21 protein-coding genes and 3 pseudogenes are annotated in these 20,852 nt (G+C 61.6%); 21 read left to right on the top strand and 3 right to left on the bottom strand.

From position 1 onward, the window contains the following. Positions 1-4: 4 nt before the first annotated feature. The 8 genes from trbE to EN857_RS31965 are packed head-to-tail and all read left to right on the top strand — an operon-like array spanning position 5 to position 8,049. On the top strand, positions 5-2,461 hold the full coding sequence (gene trbE, locus EN857_RS32000; RefSeq protein ID WP_135859621.1) for a conjugal transfer protein TrbE: 2,457 nt from the start codon (positions 5-7) through the stop codon (positions 2,459-2,461). Further along, positions 2,458-3,216, top strand: a complete 759-nt coding sequence (trbJ, locus tag EN857_RS31995) for a P-type conjugative transfer protein TrbJ (protein ID WP_128346426.1) — start codon at positions 2,458-2,460, stop codon at positions 3,214-3,216. The genes trbE and trbJ overlap by 4 nt, the downstream gene beginning before the upstream one ends. Before the next feature lie 11 nt (positions 3,217-3,227). Continuing rightward, positions 3,228-3,554, top strand: coding sequence for a putative entry exclusion protein TrbK-alt (gene trbK-alt, locus EN857_RS31990; RefSeq protein ID WP_128346425.1), 327 nt, complete (start codon positions 3,228-3,230; stop codon positions 3,552-3,554). Positions 3,555-3,556: 2 nt separating this feature from the next. Further along, entirely contained in the window at positions 3,557-4,933 is a 1,377-nt protein-coding gene (gene trbL / locus EN857_RS31985; protein WP_128346424.1) for a P-type conjugative transfer protein TrbL, read from the top strand. Positions 4,934-4,936: 3 nt separating this feature from the next. After that, on the top strand, positions 4,937-5,626 hold the full coding sequence (gene trbF / locus EN857_RS31980) for a conjugal transfer protein TrbF (RefSeq protein WP_128346423.1): 690 nt from the start codon (positions 4,937-4,939) through the stop codon (positions 5,624-5,626). Beyond that, on the top strand, positions 5,623-6,684 hold the full coding sequence (gene trbG / locus EN857_RS31975; RefSeq protein ID WP_128346422.1) for a P-type conjugative transfer protein TrbG: 1,062 nt from the start codon (positions 5,623-5,625) through the stop codon (positions 6,682-6,684). Before trbF ends, trbG begins: the two co-directional genes overlap by 4 nt. Next, positions 6,681-7,823: a TrbI/VirB10 family protein gene (locus EN857_RS31970; protein WP_128346421.1), complete on the top strand. Its 1,143-nt coding sequence runs from the start codon at positions 6,681-6,683 to the stop codon at positions 7,821-7,823. The genes trbG and EN857_RS31970 overlap by 4 nt, the downstream gene beginning before the upstream one ends. A gap of 1 nt (position 7,824) precedes the next feature. Next, a complete protein-coding gene (locus tag EN857_RS31965; protein WP_112098765.1) occupies positions 7,825-8,049 on the top strand; it encodes a DUF2274 domain-containing protein in 225 nt (74 codons plus the stop codon). A 10-nt stretch (positions 8,050-8,059) separates the two neighbouring features. On the opposite strand, the gene EN857_RS31960 is transcribed toward EN857_RS31965, so the two are convergent. Then, the gene (locus tag EN857_RS31960) at positions 8,060-9,022 is read right to left on the bottom strand and encodes a LysR family transcriptional regulator (RefSeq protein WP_128346420.1); all 963 of its coding nucleotides are present in this window, start codon (positions 9,020-9,022) and stop codon (positions 8,060-8,062) included. A gap of 174 nt (positions 9,023-9,196) precedes the next feature. Between EN857_RS31960 and EN857_RS31955 the strand changes: the two genes are divergently transcribed. From EN857_RS31955 to EN857_RS36240, 6 genes and pseudogenes are all read left to right on the top strand, one after another. Beyond that, positions 9,197-9,418, top strand: a complete 222-nt coding sequence (locus EN857_RS31955) for a helix-turn-helix transcriptional regulator (RefSeq protein ID WP_128346419.1) — start codon at positions 9,197-9,199, stop codon at positions 9,416-9,418. A 409-nt stretch (positions 9,419-9,827) separates the two neighbouring features. Then, complete coding sequence (locus tag EN857_RS31950) at positions 9,828-10,487, top strand: ABC transporter permease subunit (RefSeq protein WP_128346418.1); 660 nt, start codon at positions 9,828-9,830, stop codon at positions 10,485-10,487. Positions 10,488-10,498: 11 nt separating this feature from the next. Then, entirely contained in the window at positions 10,499-11,248 is a 750-nt protein-coding gene (locus EN857_RS31945; RefSeq protein ID WP_128346417.1) for an ABC transporter permease subunit, read from the top strand. A 60-nt stretch (positions 11,249-11,308) separates the two neighbouring features. Continuing rightward, positions 11,309-12,151, top strand: coding sequence for a transporter substrate-binding domain-containing protein (locus EN857_RS31940; RefSeq protein ID WP_187331525.1), 843 nt, complete (start codon positions 11,309-11,311; stop codon positions 12,149-12,151). A gap of 79 nt (positions 12,152-12,230) precedes the next feature. Next, the gene (locus tag EN857_RS31935) at positions 12,231-13,484 is read left to right on the top strand and encodes a CapA family protein (protein ID WP_128346415.1); all 1,254 of its coding nucleotides are present in this window, start codon (positions 12,231-12,233) and stop codon (positions 13,482-13,484) included. A gap of 149 nt (positions 13,485-13,633) precedes the next feature. Beyond that, positions 13,634-13,798, top strand: a pseudogene (locus EN857_RS36240) (helix-turn-helix transcriptional regulator); the annotation flags it as partial. A 66-nt stretch (positions 13,799-13,864) separates the two neighbouring features. Here EN857_RS36240 and EN857_RS35930 read toward each other — a convergent pair. Beyond that, positions 13,865-14,101, bottom strand: a complete 237-nt coding sequence (locus EN857_RS35930; RefSeq protein WP_245493392.1) for a hypothetical protein — start codon at positions 14,099-14,101, stop codon at positions 13,865-13,867. Between the two features lie 223 nt (positions 14,102-14,324). Between EN857_RS35930 and EN857_RS31925 the strand changes: the two genes are divergently transcribed. The 4 genes and pseudogenes from EN857_RS31925 to arsC all read left to right on the top strand — a co-directional run bounded on the left by EN857_RS31925 (position 14,325) and on the right by arsC (position 16,745). Next, a complete protein-coding gene (locus EN857_RS31925) occupies positions 14,325-14,678 on the top strand; it encodes a DUF1403 family protein (protein ID WP_245509008.1) in 354 nt (117 codons plus the stop codon). Between the two features lie 726 nt (positions 14,679-15,404). After that, positions 15,405-15,620 (top strand): annotated as a pseudogene (locus tag EN857_RS31920) (arsenate reductase ArsC); the annotation flags it as partial. A gap of 4 nt (positions 15,621-15,624) precedes the next feature. Next, the gene (locus EN857_RS31915; RefSeq protein ID WP_127391780.1) at positions 15,625-16,326 is read left to right on the top strand and encodes an MIP/aquaporin family protein; all 702 of its coding nucleotides are present in this window, start codon (positions 15,625-15,627) and stop codon (positions 16,324-16,326) included. After that, positions 16,323-16,745: an arsenate reductase (glutaredoxin) gene (gene arsC, locus EN857_RS31910; protein WP_127391779.1), complete on the top strand. Its 423-nt coding sequence runs from the start codon at positions 16,323-16,325 to the stop codon at positions 16,743-16,745. Before EN857_RS31915 ends, arsC begins: the two co-directional genes overlap by 4 nt. Positions 16,746-16,923: 178 nt before the next feature. Here the strand turns inward: arsC and EN857_RS31905 are convergent, their stop codons facing one another. After that, on the bottom strand, positions 16,924-17,484 hold the full coding sequence (locus tag EN857_RS31905; RefSeq protein WP_187331523.1) for a DUF2306 domain-containing protein: 561 nt from the start codon (positions 17,482-17,484) through the stop codon (positions 16,924-16,926). A gap of 174 nt (positions 17,485-17,658) precedes the next feature. On the opposite strand from EN857_RS31905, the gene EN857_RS31900 reads away from it, so the two are divergent. From EN857_RS31900 to EN857_RS31890, 3 genes and pseudogenes are all read left to right on the top strand, one after another. After that, a complete protein-coding gene (locus EN857_RS31900; RefSeq protein WP_127391782.1) occupies positions 17,659-17,979 on the top strand; it encodes a metalloregulator ArsR/SmtB family transcription factor in 321 nt (106 codons plus the stop codon). Between the two features lie 61 nt (positions 17,980-18,040). Then, on the top strand, positions 18,041-19,435 hold the full coding sequence (locus EN857_RS31895) for an NAD(P)-binding domain-containing protein (RefSeq protein WP_135859620.1): 1,395 nt from the start codon (positions 18,041-18,043) through the stop codon (positions 19,433-19,435). A 44-nt stretch (positions 19,436-19,479) separates the two neighbouring features. Continuing rightward, a pseudogene (locus EN857_RS31890) lies at positions 19,480-20,608 on the top strand (MFS transporter); the annotation flags it as partial. Positions 20,609-20,852 lie beyond the last annotated feature (244 nt).

Raw genomic sequence — 20,852 nt, 5'->3', positions numbered from 1 at the left:
GATCATGATCAACCTTGCCGAATATCGCCGCAGCGCCAGCCGCCTTGCCGACTACCTGCCATGGGTTGCGCTCGTCGCGCCTGGCGTGGTGCTGAACAAGGATGGCAGCTTTCAGCGAACCGCCAAATTCCGCGGGCCGGATCTCGAATCCGCCGTCGCGGCCGAACTGGTCGCGGCGGCCTCGCGCATCAACAATGCCGTCCGTCGCCTCGGTTCGGGTTGGAGCCTCTTCGTCGAGGCGCAGCGGCACGCCGCCGCGACCTATCCCGAAAGCGAGTTTCCCGATCCCGCCTCTCGCCTGGTCGACGCCGAGCGCAAGGCCGAGTTCGAAGAGGAGGAGGTTCATTTCGTATCGAGCTACTTCCTTACCTTTCTCTATCTGCCGCCGGCCGAGGAAGCAGCCCGCGCCGAGACGTGGCTCTACGAGGGGCGCGATCAGTCCAGGATAGATGCCGACGAAATCATGCGCGCCTTTGTCGACCGCACCGAGCGCGTGCTCACCCTGCTCGACGGCTTCATGCCGGAATGCCGCTGGCTCGATGACAGCGAGACGCTGACCTACTTGCATTCGACGATCTCGACCAAGCGCCATCGCGTGCGCGTCCCGGAGACACCCATCTATCTCGATGCGCTGCTGGCCGACCTGCCACTGACCGGTGGGCTTGAACCGTGCCTTGGCGACCAGCATCTTCGCGTGCTCACCATCGTCGGCTTTCCGACCGCGACCACGCCGGGTCTGCTCGATGACCTCAACCGGCTCGCCTTTCCCTATCGCTGGTCGACGCGTGCGATCCTGCTCGACAAGACTGATGCCGCCAAGTTGCTGACCAAGATACGGCGGCAATGGTTTGCCAAGCGCAAGTCGATTGCGGCGATCCTGAAGGAGGTCATGACCAACGAGGCCTCCGTCCTCGTGGACACCGACGCCGCCAACAAGTCCGCCGACGCCGACATGGCCTTGCAGGAACTCGGGGCAGACGTGGCGGGCATGGCCTACGTCACCGCGACCGTCACGGTCTGGGACGCCGATCCACGCGTGTCGCAGGAGAAACTTCGTCTCGTCGAGAAGGTCATCCAGGGACGCGACTTCACCGCCATGGTCGAAACCATCAATGCCGTGGATGCCTGGCTCGGCTCATTGCCAGGCCATGCCTACGCCAATGTCCGCCAGCCGCCCATCTCGACACTCAATCTCGCCCACATGATTCCCCTCTCTGCCGTGTGGGCGGGGCCGGAACGGGACGAGCACTTCGGTGCGCCCCCCTTGCTCTATGGCAAGACCGAGGGCTCGACCCCGTTCCGGTTGTCCCTGCATGTCGGCGACGTGGGGCACACGCTTGTCGTAGGCCCCACCGGCGCCGGCAAGTCGGTGCTGCTGGCGCTGATGGCCTTGCAGTTTCGCCGCTATGCGCGGGCCCAAATCTTTGCCTTCGACTTCGGCGGTTCGATCCGCGCCGCGACACTTGCCATGGCGGGCGACTGGCACGATTTCGGGGGCGAACTCACCGTAGGCACGAAACCGTCGGTCTCCCTCCAGCCACTAGCCCGCATACACGAGACCTACGAGCGTGCCTGGGCCGCCGACTGGGTGGTGGCGATCCTGGCGCGCGAAGGCATCGCTATTACCCCGGATGCCAAGGAACACATCTGGGCGGCCCTGACGTCGCTCGCCTCGGCGCCAGTCGAGGAACGCACCATCACCGGCCTCAGCGTGCTTTTGCAGGTGAACGACCTGAAGCAAGCCCTTCGCTCCTACTGCATCGGCGGTCCATACGGCCGGCTGCTCGATGCCGAGGCGGAACATCTTGGCGCGGCGTCAGTCCAGGCGTTCGAAATCGAGGGTCTCGTTGGCACCGGAGCCGCGCCGGCGGTTCTCTCCTACCTCTTCCATCGCATCGGTGACCGGCTTGATGGGCGGCCGACATTGCTGATAATCGACGAGGGCTGGCTCGCCCTTGACGACCAAGGTTTCGCCGGCCAGTTGCGCGAGTGGTTGAAGACGCTGCGCAAGAAGAACGCCAGCGTCATCTTCGCTACGCAGTCGCTCTCCGACATCGACAATTCGGGTATCGCGCCTGCGATCATCGAGAGCTGCCCGACCCGGTTGCTCTTGCCGAACGAGCGCGCGATCGAGCCGCAGATCACGGCGATCTATCGCCGCTTCGGCCTCAACGATCGCCAGATAGAAATCCTGGCGCGCGCGACGCCGAAACGCGACTACTACTGCCAGTCCCGGCGTGGCAACCGCCTCTTCGAACTCGGCTTGTCCGAAATTGGGCTGGCGCTCTGCGCCGCATCCTCAAGAACCGATCAGGCCTTGATCGCCAGCATCGCCGCCGAACACGGGCGTTACGGCTTCCTTGCAGCCTGGCTGCGCGCCCGAAACGTCGGCTGGGCCGCTGACCTCATTCCCGATCTCTCCACCTCCTCACTGCAAGCTAAAAAGGAGTTCCAATCATGACTAGCCATAGAAACTGCTCTCGCGCTGTGTTGCTGGCCGCCACCTTGCTCACCGCACCGGTTGCGGCCTCGCTGATGGTGACTGCGCCGGCGCAGGCATTCATCGTCTTTGATCCGTCCAACTATTCGCAAAATGTGCTGACGGCGGCGCGATCGCTTCAGCAGATCACCAACCAGATCACATCACTGCAGAACCAGGCCCAGATGCTGATCAACCAGGCGCGCAATCTCGCGAGCCTGCCCTTCTCCTCGCTGCAGCAGTTGCAGCAATCGGTGCAGCGCACGCAGCAGCTCCTCAACCAGGCGCAGAACGTCGCCTTCGACGTCCAGCAGATCGACAAGGCGTTCCAGCAGCAATATGGCAGCGTCTCTCTCTCAGCCTCCGACCAGCAACTCGTCACCGATGCGCGCTCGCGCTGGCAAAACACCGTTGGCGGCCTGCAGGACGCCATGCGCGTGCAGGCCGGCGTCGTTGGAAACATCGACACCAATCGCACGCAGATGTCGGGGCTTGTCGGCGCCAGTCAATCAGCGACCGGCGCGCTGCAGGCGACGCAGGCCGGCAACCAGCTCCTCGCGCTGCAGGCGCAACAGCTCGCTGACCTCACCGCCGTTGTCGCCGCCAACGGTCGCGCCCAGGCGTTGACCGAAGCCGAACGTGCCGCCGCCGCCGACCAGGGCCGAGAGCAGCGCCGTCGCTTCCTCACCCCCGGCTCCGGCTACCAGGCCGGCAATGCCACGATGTTCAATCGCTGAGGGTTCCGACCGTGGATAGCAAGTCACTTGCCCGCGTCGTCGCCGTCATCTTTGTCGCGGTCGCCGTTACGGCGACCGCGCTCGTGATGACCCGGAAGGAGGAAAGGCCGCACGATGCCGCTACTCAGTTGCCTGCCGCTTTGGTGCCGAACCCGCCCCGCGAGGGTCTGCGCCGCTGCCAGATATTGGGTGAGGTTGCATTGCGCGACAGCGGTTGTTTGCGCCTGTGGGCCGAACAGCGCGACCGGTTCCTCAGGGTTAAAGCGCCATTTGCGACCTCCGCTTCCGGGCCGGTCGGCGCGCCGCCGAAAGATGCGACCTCGCCGGGGACGCGATAGGCATGGGCAACACCGGCGTCATCGACCAATTCCTCGCCACCTTCACTCGCTACATAGACAGCGGCTTTGGCCTGCTCGGCGGCGAAGTCGCCTTTGTCGCCACCACGCTGATCGTCATTGACGTGACGCTTGCCGCCCTCTTCTGGAGCTGGGGCGCCGATGACGACATTCTCGCGCGGCTCGTCAAGAAGACGCTGTTCGTTGGCGTCTTCGCCTACCTGATTTCCAACTGGAACAGCCTTGCCCAAATCGTCTTCGAAAGCTTTTCCGGGCTCGGGCTAAAGGCGAGCGGCACGGGCTTTTCAGTCCAGGACCTGCTTCGTCCAGGCAAGGTCGCGCAAACCGGCCTCGATGCGGGACGACCTCTGCTTGAGGCGATCTCGGGGTTGATGGGCTACGTGTCCTTCTTCGAGAACTTCATCCAGATCGCCTGCCTGCTCTTCGCCTGGGCGCTCGTCCTGCTCGCCTTCTTCATCCTGGCCGTGCAGCTCTTCGTCACCCTGATCGAGTTCAAGCTGTCGACGCTGGCAGGCTTCGTTCTCATCCCCTTCGGCCTCTTCGGCAAGACGGCCTTCATGGCCGAACGCGTGCTTGGCAACGTCATCTCATCGGGCATCAAGGTGCTTGTGCTTGCCGTCGTCATCGGCATCGGCTCGACGCTGTTTGGCGAGTTCACCCAGGGCTTCGGCGGCGAGAACCCGACAATCGACCAGGCGATGGCGATCGTGCTGGCGGCGCTGTCACTGCTTGGGCTCGGTATCTTCGGTCCCGGCATTGCTAACGGTCTTGTCTCCGGCGGATCGCAGCTTGGGGCGGGAGCGGCCGTTGGAACAGGTCTCGCGGCAGGCGGCATGGCGCTCGTCGCCGGCGGCACTGCTGGTGTCGCGATGCGAGGCGGAAGCGCGGCTTTGTCTGCAGCGCCATTGGCGGCACGGCACGGCTCATCTCTCGCAGGCGGTGCGTCTGCCGCCTATACTCTTGGTTCCGCCGGCCAGACTGGCGCCGCGGGCATCGCCTCCGGGATGGGCGGCGTTGCAGGCGCTGCTGTGTCCGCTGCTGCCTCGCCTCTCAAGCGCGCCGCCGCGCGCGCCAGCCAATCGATGAAGTCGAGCTTCGCTTCCGGGGTCAATTCGGCCGTCGAGGCCACCGGTGGGTCATCGACCCAGGGGACTGTCGGAGGCGGGGCCGGTGCAGCCAACGATCCGTCATTCGGCCGCGACGGCCAGGCGGGCAGCGTGGCCAGGAGTCCGCCGGACTGGGCCAAACGCATGCAGCGATCGCAGCGCCTCTCTCATGGCGTCCAGGTCACAGCGCACGCCGTGCGTGCCGGCGAAGCCCACGGCAGCGGCACATCGATTTCTCTCTCCGAAGGCAAATGACCAATGAACATCTTTCGACGACCCGCCGTCCACTACGGCAAATCAGCTCAACCGGAGACGCCTTATCAGAAGGCGTCGCAGATCTGGGACGAGCGCATCGGTTCCGCCCGCGTGCAAGCCAGGAACTGGCGGTACATGGCCTTCGGGTCGCTGATCCTCTCGGCTGGCCTCGCCTGCTCGGTCGTGTGGATGGCAGCGCGGGGATCGGCAGTGCCGTGGGTGGTCCAGGTCGATGCGCTCGGACAGGCGCAGACGGTCGCGCCGGCGACTGCCGACTACAAGCCGACCGACCCGCAAATCGCCTGGCACCTCGCCCGCTTCGTCGAGCAGGTCCGATCGATCCCGGCCGATCCGATCATCGTGCGCCAGGATTGGCTGCGCGCCTACGAGTGGACGACCGACCAGGGTGCGGCGGCTCTCAATGATTATGCCCGCGCAAACGATCCCTTTTCCAAAGTCGGCAAGCAGCAGGTGGCGGTCGAGGTCTCTTCGGTCATCCGTGCCTCCACGGATTCCTTTCGCGTCGCCTGGACCGAGCGTCGTTACGAAAGCGGTCAGTTGTCCACCACGGAGCACTGGACCGCGATCCTCACGATCGTGGTCCAGCCGCCGCATGACACCGAACGGCTTCGCGTGAACCCGCTCGGCATCTACGTCAACGCCATCAACTGGTCGCGGGAGATGAGCCAATGAGCCTTGCGCTGCGCGCCGTCGCATTTCCAGCTTTTCGTGGATCCGTACTCGCCTCGGCCCTCCTTTCGGGGTTGGTACTCACCAGCTGTGCCAAGCTCCAGAAACCGCCACAGATTGGCTATGATTCCTACGTGCCGCCGCTGCCACCCGCCCCGGCAGGACCCGCCGAACAGAAACCCAAACCGCCACACATTCCGCCGGGCTGGACGCCAACGATGGGAGGGACGGCTGGCGATACGCCGACTGCGCGCGTCGAGAACGCCAACGCGGCCGCGCGCGTCCAGCCGCGACGCGAGGGATACTACAACGCCATCCAGATATATCCCTGGAGCGAAGGGGCTCTCTACCAGGTCTATGCCGCACCCGGGCAGATAACAGACATCGCTCTTGAGCCCGGCGAGAACCTGACAGGAGGCGGACCGATTGCGGCGGGAGACACCGCGCGCTGGATCATCGGCGATACCGAGAGCGGTTCAGGCGTGACCCGGCGCGTCCATGTGCTGGTGAAGCCCTCGCGCGCCGACATCACCACCAATCTCGTCGTCACCACCGACCGGCGAAGCTACATGATCGAACTGCGGGCAGGCGAAAAGCCTTACATGCCGGCCGTGGCATGGGCCTACCCGGCGCAGCCAACCGATCGGCGGCAGGTTGTTCCTGCCACGCCGATGATCCCGGACACCGTCCAGCGCAACTACCGCTATGGTCTGACAGGTGACACGCCGCCGTGGAAGCCCGTCACCGTCTATGACGACGGCAGGCGCGTCTACGTCGAGTTCCCGCGCGGGATCGTACAGGGCGAGATGCCGCCGATCTTCGTCATCGGCCCGGACGGCGAAGCCCAGATCGTCAACAGTCGGGTCTTCCAAAACATTCTGATTGTCGACCGTCTCTTCGGCGCGGCCGAACTGCGTCTCGGCAGCGGCAACCGACAACAGACCGTGAGGATCGTCCGAACCGACGGGATCAAGAACGATCGATTGCCTTGGATGCCGACCTCGAATTCAGCGTCGAAAGTCACCAATCCACCGAGGCAAAGGGGAGGGGAGCAGCCATGAACGAGAACGAAACGGCGGCCGCTCCCATGCGGCTTCGCGCCGAGCCGCCGCGAGTGACCCGGCTGTCGCGCAAGGTGCTCGCCGGCGTCGCCTTCATCACATCGCTCGGCATTGGCGGCGCACTGATATACGCCCTGCAGACGCGCGAGACAGACCCCCAAGGCGAGGAACTCTTCTCGACTTCCAACCGGCAACCGGCTGATGGGCTGGCCAACCTGCCACGCGACTATACCGGCCCAATCCTTGGGCCGCCGTTGCCCGGAGATCTCGGCCGCCCGATCCTCGACGCCCAGAACAAGGGGCAGCCCGTTGTCACGCCGGCTATCGCGACGCCCACTGTCGACGAGGCCGAACAACGACGGCGAGCGGAAGAAGAGGCGGCACGAACATCGCAGGTCTTCTTCCAGACCGGGGCTGCCGCCGACGCAACGACGGAACATCAGACAAATGTCGCCACGCAGGATCTCGCCGGTCTGGCTCCTGCCGGACAAACGCAGCAGGACCGCCAGCTTGCCTTCCTGAATGCAGCCGCCGACCGCAACACCGTCGCGCCCGAACGCGTCGTGCCACCGGCTTCACCTTATGTGCTTCAGGCAGGAGCCGTGATCCCGGCTGCCCTCGTAACCGGTATCCGTTCGGACCTGCCCGGTCAAATCACCGCCCAGGTGACGCAGAACGTTTACGACAGCCCGACAGGGCGCTCGCTTCTGATCCCCCAAGGCACCAGAGTGATCGGCCAATACGACAGCGGCGTGGGGTTCGGGCAAAAACGTGTGCTGCTTGTCTGGAACAGGCTGATTTTCCCGGACGGCCGTTCGATTGTTCTGGAGCGCCAGCCTGGCGCGGACGGGCAGGGCTATGCAGGCCTCGAGGATGGCGTCGACTATCACTGGGGTGAGTTGTTCAAGGCGGCAGCACTTTCCACCATCCTCAGCGTCGGGGCGGAGGCTGGCTCGTCTGGCCAGGAGAGCGATATCGTGCGCGCCTTGCGCAGCGGCGCTTCCGACAGCGTCAGCCAGGTTGGCCAGCAGATCGTCCAGCGCCAGCTCCAGATAGCGCCGACGCTCGACATTCGCCCGGGTTTTCCCGTGCGCGTTCTCGTCACCCGCGATCTCGTGCTCGAACCTTACGGAGGCTGAAATGGCCAAGCTGAAACTCGGGCCCATCGCCGAGGACAAACCTGTCAAAGTCACGATCGAGCTTCCGGCGCCGCTGCATCGCGACCTGACTCGTTATGCCGAAATTCTCGGACGCGAAGCGGGGCAATCCTCCACCGATCCCCTGCGCTTGATCGTGCCCATGCTCGAGCGTTTCATCGCGACGGATCGCGGTTTCGCAAAGGCAAAGCATGAGCGGAAGGGTTAGTCCGGAGCCGTTAGGAGGAACGGTCAGCACCGCGGGCAGCGGCTTGTATCGGGAGAACAACAGGTCCACTTTGCGCCGCCGGAAAGGCCGACAGGATTGCCTCGAGAGCGACCTCCAACACGTTGGAGAAGACCCTGCCTTTTTGCCAGACCGCAACGTAGTGATAGAGGGCCGAGGGCTCCACCGGCTTTGCCTCCAGCTCGAACGCCGTATATTCGCGGGCGATGATTTCGTTGGTGATGGAAACGCCGAGACCGGCCGAGACGAAGCCGACCTCGTAACCATTGCAATCGTATTCCACCAGTATGTCCGGCTCGATCCCGGCGAAGCGCAGCGCGTTGAAGTTCATTTGATGCGACGCAAACTGAGGGTCGATGTCGACGATCTGTTCCCCCTCCAGGTCGTGTGCCTCGACACATGATTTTTTCGAGAAACGGTGCTTGGGGTGGAAGATGCACACGTTGCGTGCCGACCCGATTGGCGCCCATTCAAACAGCCGGGGATCCAAGGGCAACCTCGAGATTCCAAGATCTGCCCGCCCCGACAGGATATGCTCACCCACCTGCTCGTAGTTTCCCGAAATTGACCGGACACTTGAGGCCGTCTTCGATCGGATAGTCGCTACGACCTTCGGCAACGTCACGAAACCGAAAACGGCGGGTGCGGCAATTGCGATCCGCTGCTTCTCGTCGTTCTTGATCGGGAAGATCGACGCTTCCAGGCGGTCCATGGAAGTCAGGGCCAATTCCACATTGCGCAGGAGCTCCCAGGCTTTCCTCGACGGAATGATGCGGTTGGTCGATCTTTCAAAGAGTGCGATGCCGAGGGCGGCCTCGAGCTGCTTCACGTGCTGGCTGACCGCAGGTTGGCTTATCCCGAGCGCAGCAGCTGCCTGTCTTGTCGATCCGGTCCGCAACACCTGACGAAAGACCTGCAGTTGTCGGAGCTTCAAGCCGCTTTGCAGCAACTCCATTTTGCGCCCTTTTTCTCGAAAACGCCCAGCCACTGTCAATTGACTTGGCGGACCGAGCTGAGAATTGGTTCGGGGCCGAGCTCCTTAAAACTCAAGTCGCCAGCTCCGAATCCATCACCATATAGTCACTATAGTGACTGGTAAAGAGGAGGGTTTGCTTGTGCCTATGCGCGCATGCGCCTTACGGAGATTTTTGGAGCAAACGTTCGTAGAGTCCGGAAGGCGCGCGGCATGACCCTTGAAACCCTGGCAACGGAGGCTGGCCTTGCGTACAGCTACATGGGCGGCATAGAGCGAGGGCAAAAGAACCCTTCCCTCAACGTGGCGGAGAAGATCGCAAAGGTGCTTGAGAGCGATCCGGCCACGCTATTTTGCGCGCCCCCCAAGGCGAAGTAGTCGAACGCGGACTCGGCTAGCGACGTGAGCTCTCATGCCATCGTGAGGATTCTTGCCCTGCGGCACCAATGCAGCTCGTGCAAATGTGCTGGGCGGCGCCGACTGTGGGCATCGCCAGACGTGTCGGGAATTTAATCTCTCAACCTGCACGGTCTTGGCTTGGCCAGACGAGTAGCAGTAACTCGCTTTCAGATTGTTTGGAGGATAGCGTATATAATCTGCCGTTATAGCAAAAATTCTGAAAGTTATAGATTGAATGAACACGCAATGTCGGTAATTTAAAGGAAATCCTGAGAATATATTGCAGGATACTCCTAAGTAGATTTCGCAATATCAGGTCAAAAGCCGCAGATGTGTCGTGGAAAGACGCGGCATATATTGCGAGATTGCGAACCGATGGATGAGTCTCATGGGCGGTTTTGCTGCTCAATTCGCTGCCGCCTTCATGGTTACCGTCGGCCTTGCTCTTGTTAGTGGGTTCCTCGGCACCGTATTCGGCCTGCTGTTGGCCATCTCGAAGGGCACGCCTGCAGCCCGTTTCAGAAGTGTCGTGACGGCTTACACGACCGTGGTTCGCGGTGTTCCAGAGCTCCTCATAATCCTTCTCATCTATTTCGGTGGAACCACCTTCGCCAGCAAACTTGCCGGCAGGTATGTGGAGGTGAACGCTTTCACCGCAGGGGTCATCGCGCTGACCGTTGTCTTCAGCGGCTATGCGACCGAGGCTTTCCGCGGTGCAATCGCGGCGGTACCAGCGGGTCAGACCGAAGCGGCGAGCTCGCTTGGCCTGAAAGCCTGGCAGCGCTGGTTGTTCATAGTTGGTCCGCAGATGCTAAGGCTGGCGCTGCCCGCCTATGGCAATCTTTGGATATCGCTATTCAAGGATACAGCACTGGTCTCTGTCGTCGGCCTGACCGACATCATGCGCGTTGCCTACGTCGGCGCCGGATCCTTGCGTGCGCCGTTGACCTTCTACCTTGCCGCATCCTTTTTCTATCTCTCCTTGACGACGATCACACTGCTGTCGATCCGCTTGGCGGAGCGGCGCTATCCCGCGTTCAGTCGATAGGGGGCGACACCATGAACGTTGGCTTGATGTTCGACGCCCTACGGGTTCTGCCCTCAGGAATCGGTCTCACCTTGATCCTCACAGTCCTGTCGCTGACGGCCGGATTTCTTCTGTCGGTGCCGTTGGCGTTCGCTCGCGCGTTTGGACGCCCGAGCCTCTCATTCGCGGTGCTGGCCTACACCTATGTAATCCGCGGTACGCCGATGCTGGTTCAGCTCTTCCTGCTCTATTATGGTTTGAGCCAGATCGAGGCTGTGCGCGCCAGCGTCTTCTGGGTGATCCTTAAAGACCCTCTCTGGTGCGCCCTGTTCACTTTTTCGCTGAATAGTGCGGCGCACACGACAGAAATCCTGTGCCGCGGTCTCCAGTCCGTGCCGATGGGTGTCATTGAGGCCGCCAAGGCGCTTGGCCTCAAACGCTTGCAGATCGCTCGCCTTGTCACCTTTCCAATCGCTTTCAGGATTTCGCTTCCGGCCTACGGAAACGAGGTCGTGGGGATGATCAAGGGCTCGTCGCTGGCAAGCACGGTAACGCTGCTTGAGATAACCGGCATGGCGAGACAGATGGTGTCGGCCACCTTCGCGCCTTATGAGATATTCATCGTCGCAGGAGCGATCTATCTCGCGCTCACGACGCTCGCTGTGAAAGCCACCCAGTTCCTGGAACGACGGCTTTCGACCGAGGGCACTCCAAAGCACAGACGCAAGGCGCGGCTCCGTCCGACCTTGCCTGACCACGAGATCACGACACTCGTGCCGTGACGCCGCAGCCCTACGGCTGCTTTCCCACCCAAACCAAAAAGAAAGAGGTGCTCCATGCGCATGCCCTTGGCTATTGTCATTTCTGTCGCGTCCCTGCTCGCAGCCTTGCCGACACGTGCCGAAAGCGAGCGAACGATAATAATCGCCACCGAAGGGGCGTCGCCGCCCTGGGACGGCACAGACGCGGATGGCAAGCTTTACGGCTACGATGTCGATGTCGGTCTTGAACTGTGCAATCGCATCAAAATCAAATGTAGCTTCGTGGCGCAGGATTGGGACGGGATCATCCCCGCGCTGCTCGTCGGGAAATACGATGTCATCATGTCCGGCATGGCGATCACGGAGAAGCGCAAGCAGCAGATCGCATTCTCCAGCCCATATGCTAGCGGCTACAACCAGTTCGTCGTGCGCAAAGAGCTTGGGCTCGATGCCGGCGACACCAAAGAGAAAGTCAACCTTTCGACGGTCGGGGACAAGGAGAAGGCAACCATCGAGCGGCTCAGGTCCACCCTCAACGGCAAAGCCATTGGTGTGCTTCGTTCGTCGAATTCGGAGGCTGTTGTGAAACAACTCCTCGGCGATGTCGTGACCATTCGCAGCTATGACAGTCTCGACAACCTGAAGCTCGATCTTACCGCGGGGCGCGTCGACGGCGGCCTCGCCGACTATTTCACATGGCGCGATTTCCTGGAGGCGCCGGGTGGGTCGGTTGCCGTGTTTTTCGGACCCGAGCTGAATGGTGGTCTCTGGGGTCCGGGTGTGGGCGCTGGCATGCGCAAAGACGATACCGAACTGCTCACCAAGTTCAATGCGGCGCTCGACGCCGCCACAAAGGATGGCACCATCAAGGCGCTGAGCCTGAAGTGGTTCAAGACGGACATTTCTCCGGCCCTGCCAAAATAGCCCGGCGATCGGCGGCGAATTCGATGTGGTGCTGGCCGAATGTCGGCGCCTGACCCTTCACGACCATGAGGCGAGTTCCATGAAAGACGCATTTTGTGCGGTTGTAACCGGCCAGTCATTGATCACGCAGGACATCCGTCATGTTCAAGACGAACGGTTCGCGGCGGTTGTACGCTTCTTGCAGCAAGGTGATGTCGTCTTCACCAATTTCGAGTCGACGATCCTCGGCAAACATGGTGGTTGGCCGACCAAAGGCAGGTACTTCGGTTATTCACGGGCTGAGGTCTTGGATGCGTTGCAGGATATCGGGTTCAACGCGCTTGCCTTGGCGAACAACCACGCATTCGATCTCGGTGTTTCTGGCGTCCTCGCGACGCTGGAGGAGGTCGAAGCGCGCGGCTTCCTGCATGCTGGGGTCGGCATCGACAAGACCCATGCCGCGAAACTCGGCCATCGCCATCTAGGCGCCCGCCAGGTCTCTCTTCTTGCGATAGACGCAGGCCCAGGCCCGGCCAACATGTATGCCGAGAACAGCACCGCTTCCCGTCCGGCTCGGCCTGGCGTCAACCGGCTGAAAACCGTTCGGAAGATTGGGGTGCCCAACGGGCACTTCCGAAGGCTGGCAAGGCTTGGCGATCAGTTGCAGAGCTCGCACCTTGAACTCACTAACTACGCGCAACCGGAAGATCCGCCGGAGCTAACGAGTGGGAAGGAGCTGAATTTCTACGGGACTGTGTTCACGCAGGCTGCCGATTTCAGCCGCTTGATCGAGATCGATCAGCCGAGCGCGAATATTCATTTCTCGGCGATCCGGCAGGCAGCAGCGCAAGGCGATTTTGTGATCGCCTATCTGCACCACCACCATTGGGAACCGGGTTGGCAGGACGTGCCGCGCTGGGTGCAGGCATTTGCCCGCACATGCATAGACGCTGGCGCAGACCTCTTCGTCAGCCACGGCGCCCCGGTTCTTCAGGCAGTGGAAATCTACAATGGCTCGCCAATCTTCTACGGTCTCGGAAATTTCCTTTTTCACGTCCATCCGGACGAGGGCGAATGGGATCTTCCGGAGGTCTGGCAGAGCATTGTTGCGGCTTGCCGCTACGATGCGAATGGATCGCTCGAAGGCATAGACCTTCTGCCGGTCGTGATCGGCGAGATAAATGAACGGACAGGTTCCGAGACGGGCAAATTAGCTCCCGTCCCCGCCACCGGACACGTGGCGCGAGATATTCTCGAAGGGTTCGCAAGCCGCTCGCGTGCCTTCGGTACCGGGATCGAAATATCCGGATACTCCGGCAGGATAGTTGTGCCGCCTGCGCGAAAATTCGGCTGACAATCGACAAAAGAACCAGAACCGACCGGGACTGATTTCCCACCCAGTGACCTGTTGGAGCATCGAACGCTTTGTTGAAGCCGAAACGCTCGAGCCCTTCCCGGGCGGCCCAAAAACCAAATATCAGGCGTGACCCTCACCCTGCCGATATGCACGTCGGCAGGCAGATCGCAACGGTTCGCATGCAGTCGGACGTGTCGCAGGTTCAGCTTGCCCGATCGATAGGCATCACGTTTCAGCAGCTGCAAAAGTACGAGAACGCAAGAAACCGGGTGAGTGCGTCCATGATCTACGAGATTGGCAGGTCGCTAGGCGTCCCCGTCAGTCGGTTTTTCGAAGGCCTTCCGGAGAATAGCGAGAGCGGCCATGAGGCTTCACATCTACCAGTCGATGAGCGCATTGGCTTCATTGCCAGCGCAGAAGGTCGACGCTTGATCGAGCGTCTTGTTCGACTTCCTCCGCGAGTGCGTGCCCGCGTGTCCGCCCTCATAGCCGCAATCGGGAAAGAATTGACCGTCCCACAATGCGATGAAGATCAGGCAGACGGACGGCGAACTGGTGCCGACTAAACTCAAGCTGGTTTGACCGCCGGTTTGGGCACGGTTCGAAAAGGCCAACCGTGCGTTCTACGCCTCCATTAGCCGAACAGTCGCTTCTGAAGAGCAACCTAAAACAAAGACTTCGTCCGAAGCGCCAACAGAGAACTCTAACCAATACGATGTCGCGCCGGCGCGGCTAAGTGGCTGGCAACATTATCATTCGTTTTGTGTATCCGACAAGCTGTGCGTTTTGATGTGAAAATCATGGCACAAACCGCACGCCCGATTTACCCTCGAAAGCATGATTCGCCTCGACCCCGCGACCGCAGCTCCGTCGGTGCCGCCGGCCGTCCCGGCCTGGGCGCTCGCGGCCGATGGTGCCATGCATGACGCAGACGCCGCTTTCCGGGCAGGCGTCGCCCTGGCTGCCCTCGACACGCTGGCCCGGGCGCAAGCCAGCTGGGACGGCGCCTGGCGCCAGCGGCTGGCGCTCAAATGCGCCGCCGCCAGCATGCGGCTCGCGGGTCGCGCCGAGGACGAAGCCGGCCTGTGCGACGCCTGGCAGCTTTGCCCGGCCGGCGCCGATCCCGGTCCTGCCGGCGCCATTTTTGGCGCCTGGAGAGGATTTCGCAAAGGGAAGCATTCCAGGAGCTAAAAATCTCCCGCCTGAAGTTGCTGTGAAGGTGAAGGGTAGCCCTATGCCGCTCGATGACTTTGACACGCGCATTGTGCTATTCGGCCGCGATGCTCGACAGGCGAAAGCTCTGGCAGATGTCCTAAGTAAACGACCCTGGCACAATGTGGCCTATTATCCCGGCACATTCGAAGAGCTGTTGGCTGCGCTATCGGCGAAATAAAGATAGATTTTGAGGATCACCGGTCGGCCGCCGCCGACCGGTAGTTTTCAAGTTTTGGCTGAGACGTTCGTTTCACGTGGAGTGCGACCGACGGACAAACCACTCGTGTCAGGAGCAACGCCGCCGGAGCCGTGCACGAGAACATGGCGGTCGACCTCGAAAGCAGGACTATCAGAGTGAAGGCCGGCCGCGTTGCTCAACAGGCAACTCCGGAAGGACGTCCTAGGACGGAAAGCGCTCCCTTGAGCCTGAGCGTTATATCGGGTCTTCTTCGGCGCAATCGGACCTATGCAATTCCGCGAATGACCCGTGGCGAGCCTATTGCCCCGCGCACTGTGGGCCGGAACCACGGTCTGATTGACGAATGTCCCCGGCGGCTCCAGACTGCGATACGAGGTGTGCCGCTGGGGCGCGATGGCGGCGTGGGCGGGATATATGAGCGAAGCGAGCGACGGGAAGGCCCCCCATCGTCCCTGGCATGGCCTTGCCGCCCGGGCGATGATAGGTCTTGTCGCTCTCGCTCTTGGCCGGGTCAGCCAATGACGGCGCATTGGGGAGTGCCCGATCCGGCAGCGGTGGAAGGCACTGAGGCGGAGAAGCATCTAGCCTTTGCTGATACCTTTCGGATGCTCAACAACCGGATCTCGATCTTTGTCAGCCTGCCTATGAACAAGCTCGACAAGCTCGCTTTGCAAAAGAGCCTGGATGAGATTGGTCGCAACCTGCCCCAGGCAGGTTGAGCTGATGAGCGCCGATTTGCCACGCCGCCTTGTGGCGGAAGCACTGGGCACTGCAGTCCTCGTCGCGACCGTTGTCGGCTCGGGGATCATGGCCGCGAAGCTGACCAGTGACGTTGCCCTGGCCCTGCTCGGCAACACGCTGCCGACGGGCGCCATCCTCGTGGTGCTGATCACCGTCCTCGGTCCGATTTCTGGTGCTCATTTCAATCCGGCCGTGACGCTCGTTTTCGGACTGCGGCGCGATATCACCGCCAATGCCGCCGTGCTATACATCCTGGCGCAGATTGTCGGCGGGATCATCGGCACGCTGGTCGCGCACGGGATGTTCGAGTTGCCGCTCGTCCAGATTTCGACACACGCTAGGACGGGGTCGGGTCAATGGTTTGCGGAAGCGGTGGCCGCCTTCGGCCTGGTCTTCACCATCCTGGCCGGCCTGCGCTTCCGCTCCGATGCCATTCCGTGGCTGGTCGGGCTCTACATCACCGCCGCCTACTGGTTCACCGCCTCGACGTCCTTCGCCAACCCTGCGGTGGCGATCGCGCGCGCCTTTTCCAACACCTTCGCAGGAATCCGACCAGTTGACCTGCCTGCCTTCATCGTTGCCGAAATTCTTGGCGCCGTTGTCGCTCTGCTCGTCGCCGGATGGTTGCTTGCAGAACCGAAATCCTCCCCTGTGGCCAACTCGAAATTGAAAGCCGCCGAATGACGATCACGATCTATCACAACCCCGATTGCGGCACTTCGCGCAATACACTGGCGATGATCAGGCAGTCCGGCGAGGGACCTGAAGTTATCGAATATCTCAAGAACCCGCCGTCGCGCCAGAAGCTCTTGGAACTGGTCGGCCACATGGGCATGACGCCGCGCGAACTGTTGCGCGAGAAGGGCACGCCCTACGCGGAGCTCGATCTCGGCAATTCAAAATGGACCGACGACCAATTGATCGACTTCATGCTCGAGCATCCGATTTTAATTAACAGACCCATCGTCGTCACGCCGCTCGGCGTTGTCCTCGCAAGGCCATCGGAAGCCGTGCTCAGCATCCTCCCTAATCCGGATATCGGTTCGTTCACGAAGGAAGACGGCGAAGTCGTCATCGACGCCCAGGGCCGGCGCGTTGCCTGATCGCGTGCCCGACGACTCCTTGGCGAATGTCGACCAGGAACAGTTTCAGCCGGTCGACCTGCAGGAACTGCTCGAAACCCCGCCCTCGATCCCAAGCCGCGTGTGCTGATGCTCTATGGCTCGTTGCGCGAGCGGTGCAGCGTGAGGCGCGTTGGAAGCCCGACAAGCCGCTCGCCTCTTAGTCTGAATTTGCCGATCTGCCGGTTGCCGCTCGCGAGCGATCGAGCTCCAGGACCACCGGGTGTCGAAACAAGGCGCGCAGGATTATCGGCATTCCGAACGCCGCGGGCAGAATCCAAAATGCAATGGCCGGAAGCTCCTTCCAAAGCGGCAGGTTCTTGCCGTTGTCGACGTAAAATGCGGTGAGCATCACGATGTAGGAGAGGCCCATGCCTGTGAGATGCAGCCTGGGCCACTGGCGCCAGCGTCGCCGGGCGGCGGTGCGTCCGAAACAGGCGGATGCGAAGGAAATACTCCCCAGTGCGAACAGGTGGGAGTTTTCCGCCCAGCGCATGAGCGATAGGGCGCTCATGGTGACGAACACGCCGCACAGGCACCAGAAGTAGATGATGCCGAACCTCGAGTGCCGGCCGCGTCCCTTTTGAGCGAACATCGCGCCAGCGCCGGTGATCACGGCGGCAAGCCCGAACAGGACATGAAGAGCCACGACAGACAGAAACACCGTATCGCGGGACGGAATGGGAATGCCCAGGACGATGGTTTCGCCTTCGTTTGCCATGCTCACTCGCCGCCAGAACCCATGCGCGCAATCGGCGGCCACGCCTCCATCTCCAGGGCATATATATCACGTTCGACCAGCAATACGTTGACGGTAGGCGAACCCGCCGCCTGTATTTCCACAATATTCGAAATTGCCTTGACGGCTTGGCCGGAAATGCCTATTCCTATTTCCATGAAACTCGAACAAGCAGCAAAGCAGCTCGAAGCGCTTGGAAATCCGACGAGGCTCAAGCTCTATCGCTTGCTCGTCCGAGCGGGCGAGGCGGGTAAGCCGGTGGGAAGTCTTCAAGAGACGCTGGGTATTGCCGCTTCGACGCTCTCGCATCATTTGCATCGCCTAGTGCTGACCGGATTGGTGACGCAGGAACGGCAGGCAACGACACTTATCTGTCGCGCCAACTATCCCGTGATGAATGGTCTGGTCGGCTTCCTGGCGGATGAGTGCTGCGCGGACGCCGCCTGCGCGTCGACGGCGGAGGAGGCGGCTGCCTGACTTCTTGTTTTGCCATTTTGCGCACTATTTCGATAATTCTGGAAGCATGGAAGGTAGAGAAATGACGAGCCTTGGAAATCTTCCGGTTGCCGTGATCGGCGGGGGGCCGGTCGGCTTGGCCGCAGCAGCGCATCTTGTCAGCCGCGGAATCCCGGTAAAGCTCTACGAGGCTGGCGCCCAGATCGGCACGAACCTTCGCGATTGGGGTCACGTCAGGGTGTTCACCCCCTGGCGATATTGCGTCGACGCAGCCGCCCGAAAGCTTCTTGAAGGTCATGGATGGCGAATGCCGGAAGAGGAAGCATTCCCGACCGGCGGTGAAATCGTCGGCCGATACGTCGCGCCGCTCGCCAGTCTTCCCGAACTGGCGCCGTCAATCGAGACCAACGCGCGCGTCGTCGCGGTCTCGCGATGGGGAGCCGACAAGGTGCTAAGCAAGGGACGAGAACACAAACCGTTCATGCTTCTGGTCGAGACTGCTGACGGGAGACGCCGCGACAGCGCCCGCGCGGTGATCGATGCCTCAGGCACCTGGCAAACGCCAAATCCTCTCGGCGCGGGTGGCATCCCGGCCGAAGGTGAGATGGAGTTCGGGAGCCGGATTGCTTACGGCATACCGGATATCCTCGGACGAGACCGTCACACCTATGCAGGCCGGACGACGTTGGTGGTGGGCTCAGGCCATTCAGCCGCCAATGCCTTGTTGGAACTGGCCGAACTTGGGGAGACGGAACCAGGCACCTCGGCAATTTGGGTGACGCGCAGCACCGACCTAGTCCGTATCTATGGCGGCGGAGATCTCGATGCCCTGCCGGCCCGCGGTGAACTTGGGTCGGACGTCCAAGAGCTTGCCGAGAGCGGCCGGGTCCAGCTGGTCACCGGCTTCGCCACAACGGCAATCCGCGAAGTCGACGGTCGCCTAGTGGTGGAAGGATTGACGACGGATGGTGTGCGAAAGGTGGGCCCTGTCGACCGGATCATCGCCGCGACGGGCCAACGCCCCGACCTCTCAATGACCAGAGAGCTACGACTTGACCTCAACCCCTGGCTCGAAGGTGTGAAAGCGCTTGGTCCACTTATCGACCCTAATGAGCACTCCTGTGGCGACGTCCCACCGCATGGTCATCGTGAGCTCAGCCATCCCGAGCCCGGTTTCTATACCGTGGGCATCAAGAGCTATGGTCGGGCGCCGACATTCCTGCTGTTGACCGGCTATGAACAGGTGCGCTCGGTGGCGGCAGCAATTGCCGGCGACATAGCATCCGCCGACGCGGTGCATCTGGCCCTGCCCGAGACTGGGGTCTGCACAACCACAAGATCGATTTCGTCGATCGCCGAAGCCTCGAAAGGTTGTTGTGGCGGTCCTGCCCCTAAGGAAGTCGACGCCTGTTGCGTTGCCGACGCCGAAGCGAAAGCCGAGGGCAAAAGCGGCTGCGGCTGCGGCGTCGCCGCTTGAGTTCGCAGGCAATTGCGACCGGCGCGCTAAAGCGCCCCGCAATAATGACGGTGCTTGGCCTAACACAGATCATGGCCTGGGGATCGTCCTACTACCTGCCGGCCGTCATTGCACCCAAGGTGTCGGCCGACACCGGCTGGCCTCTGGCCTGGGTCGTGGGCGGCTTGTCGCTGGGGCTGCTGATTGCCGGCTTGATCTCGCCACGTGTGGGCTCGTCGATTGAACGTAACGGCGGGCGCGGCGTGCTGGCCTTCAGCGCTGTCGCCATTGGGGCTGGTCAGATAGGCCTTGCGGCCGCGCCAAATCTTGTAGCCTACATCGTGGCTTGGCTCGTTATCGGGTTAGGAATGGGCGCCGGTCTATACGACGCGGCTTTCGCTACGCTGGGCCGCCTCTATGGCTACGGCGCGCGTTTAGCCATCACCACACTCACGCTGTTCGGTGGGCTCGCGAGCACGATCTGCTGGCCAATCTCAGCGTTCCTTATGGCCGAAATCGGCTGGCGAGGTGCTTGTCTCTCCTACGCCGCCGTTCAACTTTTGATTGCGCTTCCCCTTTATCTTATCGTCTTGCCCCGAGACATGCCGGAGCAGCCTACCAAATCTGCGCCGGAGGATCCGGCGGTGCCGGCTCGCGAGAACAATTCCAATCTCGGCATAATGATCGTTCTCGCCACTACGCTTACGCTTGCTGCAGTGATCTCTTCCACATTGTCGGTCCATCTGCTGTCGATCTTGCAAGGTAGGGGCATGGCGCTTGCAGCTGCGGTGGCTCTCGGTGCGCTGGTCGGTCCTTCGCAGGTGGGCGCTCGGGCGATCGAAATGATGGTTGCTCGTTACCATCATCCGATCTGGACCAAATATGCGTCTGTCACATTCGTCGCTATCGGCGTCGCGGCGCTCTGGGCCGGCCTACCGTTTATCCCAGGTGCGCTTTGCCTTTTACGGCGCCGGCATCGGGCTGGAATCGATTGCCCGGGGAACACTTCCGCTCGCTCTGTTCGGGCCATCAGGTTACGCGAAGCTCATGGGCCGTCTTGCCATGCCCAGTCTTATAGCGCAGGCGGCGGCTCCTTCGGTCGGTGCTTTGCTATTGGAACGTTCGGGCGCCCAAGGGCTCTTGGCCGCTCTGTCAGTCCTCGCTGTGGCGAACCTTCTGCTCGCTCTGCTCTTAGGCCGGCTTGTTACGCGACGACGGCCCGCGGTCTACTTGGGAACGGCTAAGCAAGTAAACTTTTGGCGCAAAGAGTCGTCCAAACTGGATGCAAACGTCAACTTGTCCCAGCCTAGCTGTGAGCTTTCAGGAGGTTGTCCATTCGGACCGGACCGAGGAGACTGGAGTTACCAGGCTTCAGCACTCACCGGAGGGTCCGAATGAACATTCACAAGAATGCCCGTCTCACGCCGCTGCGTCGAGA

Origin of the sequence: Mesorhizobium sp. M4B.F.Ca.ET.214.01.1.1, assembly GCF_004791545.1 — a bacterium.
Classification (GTDB): domain Bacteria; phylum Pseudomonadota; class Alphaproteobacteria; order Rhizobiales; family Rhizobiaceae; genus Mesorhizobium; species Mesorhizobium abyssinicae.
Note: the sequence above shows the minus strand (reverse complement) of the source record. Positions and strands in the feature narration are given on the sequence as shown.

Bases quoted from the DNA above. Each gene is read 5' to 3' on its own strand.
- trbE (WP_135859621.1), top strand. From the start codon at position 5: ATGATCAACCTTGCCGAATATCGCCGCAGCGCCAGCCGCCTTGCCGAC.
- trbJ (WP_128346426.1), top strand. From the start codon at position 2,458: ATGACTAGCCATAGAAACTGCTCTCGCGCTGTGTTGCTGGCCGCCACC.
- trbL (WP_128346424.1), top strand. From the start codon at position 3,557: ATGGGCAACACCGGCGTCATCGACCAATTCCTCGCCACCTTCACTCGC.
- trbF (WP_128346423.1), top strand. From the start codon at position 4,937: ATGAACATCTTTCGACGACCCGCCGTCCACTACGGCAAATCAGCTCAA.
- trbG (WP_128346422.1), top strand. From the start codon at position 5,623: ATGAGCCTTGCGCTGCGCGCCGTCGCATTTCCAGCTTTTCGTGGATCC.
- EN857_RS31970 (WP_128346421.1), top strand. From the start codon at position 6,681: ATGAACGAGAACGAAACGGCGGCCGCTCCCATGCGGCTTCGCGCCGAG.
- EN857_RS31965 (WP_112098765.1), top strand. From the start codon at position 7,825: ATGGCCAAGCTGAAACTCGGGCCCATCGCCGAGGACAAACCTGTCAAA.
- EN857_RS31960 (WP_128346420.1), bottom strand. From the start codon at position 9,022: ATGGAGTTGCTGCAAAGCGGCTTGAAGCTCCGACAACTGCAGGTCTTT.
- EN857_RS31955 (WP_128346419.1), top strand. From the start codon at position 9,197: ATGCGCCTTACGGAGATTTTTGGAGCAAACGTTCGTAGAGTCCGGAAG.
- EN857_RS31950 (WP_128346418.1), top strand. From the start codon at position 9,828: ATGGGCGGTTTTGCTGCTCAATTCGCTGCCGCCTTCATGGTTACCGTC.
- EN857_RS31945 (WP_128346417.1), top strand. From the start codon at position 10,499: ATGAACGTTGGCTTGATGTTCGACGCCCTACGGGTTCTGCCCTCAGGA.
- EN857_RS31940 (WP_187331525.1), top strand. From the start codon at position 11,309: ATGCCCTTGGCTATTGTCATTTCTGTCGCGTCCCTGCTCGCAGCCTTG.
- EN857_RS31935 (WP_128346415.1), top strand. From the start codon at position 12,231: ATGAAAGACGCATTTTGTGCGGTTGTAACCGGCCAGTCATTGATCACG.
- EN857_RS31925 (WP_245509008.1), top strand. From the start codon at position 14,325: ATGATTCGCCTCGACCCCGCGACCGCAGCTCCGTCGGTGCCGCCGGCC.
- EN857_RS31915 (WP_127391780.1), top strand. From the start codon at position 15,625: ATGAGCGCCGATTTGCCACGCCGCCTTGTGGCGGAAGCACTGGGCACT.
- arsC (WP_127391779.1), top strand. From the start codon at position 16,323: ATGACGATCACGATCTATCACAACCCCGATTGCGGCACTTCGCGCAAT.
- EN857_RS31905 (WP_187331523.1), bottom strand. From the start codon at position 17,484: ATGGCAAACGAAGGCGAAACCATCGTCCTGGGCATTCCCATTCCGTCC.
- EN857_RS31900 (WP_127391782.1), top strand. From the start codon at position 17,659: ATGAAACTCGAACAAGCAGCAAAGCAGCTCGAAGCGCTTGGAAATCCG.
- EN857_RS31895 (WP_135859620.1), top strand. From the start codon at position 18,041: ATGACGAGCCTTGGAAATCTTCCGGTTGCCGTGATCGGCGGGGGGCCG.